Here is a 5,617-nt window from a genome sequence, read left to right as displayed (position 1 = left end):
CGCGATATTCCGTTTATGGGTATGCACATATCCGGCGAATACCGCTATATGCTGGAGAATATGCATATTCTCCAGCATATAGCGGTATTCGCCGGATATGTGCATACCCATAAACGGAATATCGCGTGAAGTCGCTTTCGGACCTTTGACAAAGTTAAGCGTGATACCCGGCAGGTCGGTCACTCGCCTTGTTGTGGAATTGGTGAGGAAGAAATCTCCCGTCGCTGTCGGGCGCATCTCCTTCGCGCTGCGATGGCTTATGAGAGCATCCGGATAACGATACACCAGAATATCCATAAGGTTACGGCGCACGATATTCTCCAGACTGTCTATTAGATTGGTTGTATAGATTCGTGGCGCGACCTTACGCAGCTCACCATTCTTTTCCTTCTTGCTGAGCACACGGGAAATATTCGGATCAGACGAACCGAATATAATCTCTTTTTGGGTGTCAACTTTAACTGCCATACAAAAAATCACGATTAAGAGAATACAAAGGTACAAATTTTTGCGATTATAACCGCGATTTCTACAAAAAACTGCGATTATGGACGACCTAAACGTTATTGGACGCCTTTTCCGCCTTTAACAGACGGTTTATTGTTGTGGCGACACATCCGTTAAGGAATTGCGTCACCTCCTTATCATCTTTGAGGTAGATTCTGAGGTCGTGAAGAAGTGCATCAAGTGCGTTCTTGCGTAGCTGTTTCAAATCTCCGTCAACCGGTATCTGCCGACAGGTCTGCCAATAATCCGTAACGAAGTTGACCATTATATCTTTCAGCAACTCTTTGACATCTTTCGGCTGTTTCTTGAAGCTTTGCCGGGCGACAAATTCCGTCTCACCCTCAAATATGGGGCACTCGTTGACAGTGTCATACTGCGGGCCATACTGAAGGTAATCCTCAAACATACCGTGATTGACTTCGACCTCGACATACTCGGTCGGAGGTTGCGGCTTATGTTTCTTTTTCTTTGCCATACACAATCCATTTAGTTGTAATGTAGCGCAAAGGCATCCTGATACGAAATTTCTGCGCGTGTCTGATGGTTCGCAATCCAAGCCTTTTCTTTATGGCTTGTCTCTGAGATTTCTCCGGCGTTCATGTCAGCGAACAATTTGCAGACAGTCTCAACCGTGGCTATTTCCTTTTCGTCCAAGGCCGAATAGTCCGCTTCGGCGTTAATCTCAAGCTGTATGCCGCTCTGTCCGCTCGGATAGACAAATTCCTCCATTGAGATACCGGACATAGTTCCATACACAGTGCCCCATGACTCCGGAACGGGGCCATATTGCAACGCTCGATATGACAGGCCGGTTATGCCATAGCCATGTCTTTTATAATGAATGAAATCGGCATAAAACATAAGTTTGTTCATTTTTGTGACAAATGTCGAGCCGATTTTGGAGATTAACAAATGTCCGACCGCTGCAACCTTTTCCATCGAGAGCGAGCGATAGCCACTGTAAACAGACGGTTGGTTTGTCATAGCGAAATCACCATTGGCGTCATCGACTTTCCTGCGGATACGGTTGTACTCCTGTTCCGTCATATCGGCTTTGGATGCCTCGATGAAGGACAAAAACACTGTTTTCTCCCTCGCTGCAATTATTGTGCGGGCATTGGAAATGCTTGGCACTTCACCGTCCTCATACATGCGATACTGATTTATGCCGAAACCGAGAATCTGTGCCATCTTCGCGGCTGAAATACCATAGTGCTTGCGTAGCCCGGCTATTTCATCCGGGAAAGGTATTCCATGCTTGGCACGATACTGGTTGTAAACCTGAAACAGATTGGCTTCGTCAAGTTCTGTAGTGGTCCACATTTCACCGTCCTCATCAATGATACCGGTATGTATATATGTAAACTCTTCCTTGCGGAAGGTTGCGGTTCTCTCTTCCTGAAAGAATTTCTCTCCACTTGACAATACATTACTTTCCATGAGCGTCATCTTTTAGAGAGTAAGACATCGGATGTTCGGCTTTGTGAAATGATATGCAGATAGTGTGTGAATTCGGTTTGCCGAGAGTAATCTTGATATACACTTCGTTTCCCCTGACATCCTTTCCAAATACCCACATTTCGCCTTGGCTGTTCAGCACATCCACGATGGGACCTTCGGAGTAATCATAGCAATCCAGCTGCATGATGATTTCCAGTCGCTGGCTTGGGGTTATTCCAAGTTCCAGCAGACTGTTCTGATTTTTTGACCTGTCATCACGAAAACGGATGCCGAAGATTTTAACCTTCAGGCTAAAATCTTCCAAGAATTTCTCGACTTGCTCCTTTGTTATCATATTGCAAAATTACGAACTATTTTCAAATAATACAACTTTACCGTTGTATTTGTTCGTTATACCGTACTAATTCCCCATGAAAACTATTTCCGGGACAATGCCGTCGGCGGTGTTTGGAGCGAGTCCGGCACTACCGCAGACCGCATTGTCCACGTATAAGAGCCGGCTGAACACCAAGTGAAGGATCGCCTGTGCAGGTTGCGCCACAAGTGTCGCTGTACCTGCTCCGTCTATTCCTTCGCTCCGTGTTCTTAACGCCCGCTCCACATCTGTACTACAGGTTTACACCTTATTATATTTAGAGAATTCCCATCTTAGTATGTCGGTCATTCAGTGTCTCCTTAAAGGCACTTGCGGCTCAATGTTTTCCCACGACAATCGCATATATCACAGTACGGAGAGTATATTCGCTCGGAATGGATAACGTGACGGAACGGGATATTCTTTGCCTTTCGGCTGAAAAAATCTCCAGACTTCCTGGTGGTCAGCTCGTATTTTTTAAGCCGTGAGGCGAACATCCCTCTGCTTCCGTCACGCCGTGGTGTTATCGAGCGAACATACTTCATACTGCGAAATAGACGCATTGAGGTTAAAAAAAATATCGCCTTATGACACTGAATAACCGACATATTAAAAAATCGAGCTTCACACCTTCGCCAGCTCATACCGCATTAAGACGGACTGCAAAGGTGGTGGCAATCATCATCGGAGCAGTGGTCGGGTTGGTGCTTATGGTGATACTCAAACCGATATGCCGAGGTATAGGCTGGGTTATATCCCTTATCTCCGCAGTGGTGATAATCTTTTGGTTACTTACACTTTAATACAATACTGATATGGCTACTATGAATTCCAAAGGAATAGGAGACTCCGCTTATAATAGACAAGCCGGAGCCAAATCCAACAACGCTGCAATCGCAGTTATGCAGCAGATGCTCCAAGAGCGTTGCATCGTAGAACCCACATTCGCTATCAAGATGGCGAACCCATCCAAGAGTATGGAAGGTGCAGTAAATCACCTTTGCAGGACTATCCAAAAGAGCGGTCTATGCGTCGTAGATGAGAAAACCGTTGAAAATATCCTCGTAGACTACTTTGATGAGGCGAATATCGAGGATGGCGGAACACCCATCAACTGCAACATCGTGGTATCCAAGCCGGAACTTACCGATGAGGATAAAGCCGAACTCAAAGAGCAGGCTATGGAGCAGTACAAGGATGAGCAACTCCGGGAACTCCGCAGACAATCTCAGCCGAAGGCTCAACCCAAGCCGACCCCCACCTCTCACAAAGCCGGAGCAGAGATTGACTCAATCCCCAACCTTTTTGATGAACTCTAAACACCCCAAGACAATGAAACCAAAGACTTTAAGAGAGAAGCATATAGTGGAACTGAACGGGCGACTTCGCCCGCTCTCCACTCCACAAACGAATTGGGCTCTCAACTCTACTATCAATCACTACGGATACAGACTGAAATCCGGAATGTGTACCTGCATGAAATGCGGTCACGAGTGGTTGGAAACAAGAAACGGAATGTGCCTATGTCCCGAGTGTGGCGCACAAATCGAAATCAAGGACACCAAAGAAAGAGTTATCCGAGACAAGTCCTATTTCAACGTAATCACCACTATGGAGGGTTATCAGGTAGTCAGAATGTTCCTGATGATGGTTGAAATGCGCAAGGGTATGAAGGCAAAGCCAGCCTTTCTTGAAATCGGCAGTTACTGGATTGACTGCACGGGTAATACCACCGTAGTGGGATTGCAGAGAACGTTGGGATACTACATAGACAGTTTCGCCTTTGGCTCTCCATTGGAGATAAGGCGTGATAACGATGCTTTCCGACACATATCCGATGAATGGGTTTACCCTCGCATCAAGGTAACTGACACCATCAAGCGCAACGGATTCAAAGGCAGTTGCCACCATATCCACCCCGTGACACTCTTCCAAGAATTGCTGACCAACCCCAAAGCCGAGACTCTGATGAAAGCCAACGAGATGGAATTGCTCCATTATCTATGTGGCAGTCCGTTTAACTCGGATGATGTTGATTACTATTGGAACACAATCAAGATAGCCAAGCGCAACGGATACAAGTTCAAGGATGTTGGATTGTGGTTCGACTACATCAAGATGTTGGAGCAGATGGGCAGAGACATCAATTCTCCCTCTCTGATAGCACCCCAAGACCTCAAAACTGCCCACGACATATATGTGGCAAAGGTCAACCGCCAGCGCATCAAGGAGCAGAGAGAGAAAGAACGTCAGCAAGCCATTGAGGACAAAGCCAAGTTTGAGGAACTCAAATCCCGCTATTTCGGAATGGCGATGACTGACGGGGAGATTGAAATTCACTCAATCGACACCATCGACGATTACTATAAAATCGGAGAAAGTCAATCTATTTGTTGCGGTACAGCCAAATATTTTCTCAAAGAGAATACGCTGACCCTCACCGCCTACATCGGCAACAAGCAGATAGCCACCATCGAAATCTCGCTTGACGACTACCACATAATCCAATGCCGGGCATTTGCCAACGGAATATGCGAGTACACCGAGCAGATAGCCGGTATCATCAACGCCAACAAGAAGATGATAGCAGAGCGCAAAAGAGCATAGCCAGTGCCATATCAGCGATGAAGGTGGCGGAGCATAAGACCTCCGTCACCCTCATTTTTGCTAAAAATTTCGGCCGCCCAAAGGCGGCGTTGTGCAGGTAATCGTTCCGAAATTCAGCTATTTTCGTAATTTTGCATTTAGAAACTCATCAAATTCAAAGCAATACAGGAATGATTAAAGCAGAAATAGCGAGTGAAATCGCAAAGACAACCGGCATTGACAAGGCTGCGGTTGTAACCGTTATCGAACAATTCATGACCGTTGTGAAGGACAGTCTCGCACACGGCGAAAACGTGTATCTCCGTGGCTTTGGCAGCTTTATCGTCAAGCGTAGAGCCGAGAAAACAGCCCGCAACATCAGCAAGAATACCACTATAGTAATTCCCGCCCATAACATCCCGGCATTCAAACCCGCCAAAGTATTCCTTGAAGAAGTAGCAAAATAATCAATGGATAAGAAATTTGCAGTCGGGGTTCAAGTCTATCTTAAATCAGGAGGGCCCGATATGACAATTACAAAATACCCGTATTCGGAAGATGGGTCTTCTGATAAATCAAAAGCAGAATGCAGTTGGTTTGATGAAAATAGCAATTTCCACGTCCATGTTTTTCCAATTGTGGCTCTTGAATTTGTATAATCTGAATGATTGAGCGAAATGTGTTCATCTGGATAAGCCTCTATTTGCC

The 5,617-nt window shown here is 45.9% G+C and carries 7 protein-coding genes and 1 pseudogene; 4 read left to right on the top strand and 4 right to left on the bottom strand.

Going from position 1 to position 5,617, the window contains the following annotated elements; translation table 11 throughout:
* The 4 genes and pseudogenes from C5O24_RS10360 to C5O24_RS10345 form a co-directional block, all read right to left on the bottom strand.
* Window positions 1-468 (bottom strand): annotated as a pseudogene (locus C5O24_RS10360) (hypothetical protein); the annotation flags it as partial.
* 88 nt (window positions 469-556) lie between these two features.
* Window positions 557-982, bottom strand: a complete 426-nt coding sequence (locus C5O24_RS10355; protein WP_107037046.1) for a hypothetical protein — start codon at window positions 980-982, stop codon at window positions 557-559.
* 11 nt (window positions 983-993) lie between these two features.
* A complete protein-coding gene (locus C5O24_RS10350) occupies window positions 994-1,947 on the bottom strand; it encodes a type II toxin-antitoxin system antitoxin SocA domain-containing protein (protein ID WP_161553880.1) in 954 nt (317 codons plus the stop codon).
* Complete coding sequence (locus C5O24_RS10345; protein WP_107037044.1) at window positions 1,937-2,302, bottom strand: type II toxin-antitoxin system MqsR family toxin; 366 nt, start codon at window positions 2,300-2,302, stop codon at window positions 1,937-1,939. Before C5O24_RS10345 ends, C5O24_RS10350 begins: the two co-directional genes overlap by 11 nt.
* 836 nt (window positions 2,303-3,138) lie before the next feature.
* Between C5O24_RS10345 and C5O24_RS10340 the strand changes: the two genes are divergently transcribed.
* The 4 genes from C5O24_RS10340 to C5O24_RS14620 all read left to right on the top strand — a co-directional run bounded on the left by C5O24_RS10340 (window position 3,139) and on the right by C5O24_RS14620 (window position 5,568).
* Window positions 3,139-3,642 (top strand): PcfK-like family protein, encoded by a 504-nt coding sequence (locus tag C5O24_RS10340; protein WP_107681797.1) that lies wholly within the window; start codon window positions 3,139-3,141, stop codon window positions 3,640-3,642.
* Window positions 3,643-3,655: 13 nt separating this feature from the next.
* Window positions 3,656-4,930: a PcfJ domain-containing protein gene (locus C5O24_RS10335; protein ID WP_161553879.1), complete on the top strand. Its 1,275-nt coding sequence runs from the start codon at window positions 3,656-3,658 to the stop codon at window positions 4,928-4,930.
* Window positions 4,931-5,100: 170 nt separating this feature from the next.
* Window positions 5,101-5,376 carry an HU family DNA-binding protein gene (locus C5O24_RS10330; protein WP_107681795.1) on the top strand — a complete coding sequence of 92 codons (276 nt, stop codon included), beginning with the start codon at window positions 5,101-5,103 and terminating at the stop codon, window positions 5,374-5,376.
* 3 nt (window positions 5,377-5,379) lie between these two features.
* The gene (locus C5O24_RS14620) at window positions 5,380-5,568 is read left to right on the top strand and encodes a YodC family protein (protein WP_107037062.1); all 189 of its coding nucleotides are present in this window, start codon (window positions 5,380-5,382) and stop codon (window positions 5,566-5,568) included.
* Window positions 5,569-5,617 lie beyond the last annotated feature (49 nt).

It is taken from the genome of Paramuribaculum intestinale (assembly GCF_003024925.1).
GTDB lineage: Bacteria > Bacteroidota > Bacteroidia > Bacteroidales > Muribaculaceae > Paramuribaculum > Paramuribaculum intestinale.
The sequence above is the reverse complement of the archived record's forward strand: the minus strand, read 5'-3'. Positions and strand labels throughout refer to the sequence as shown.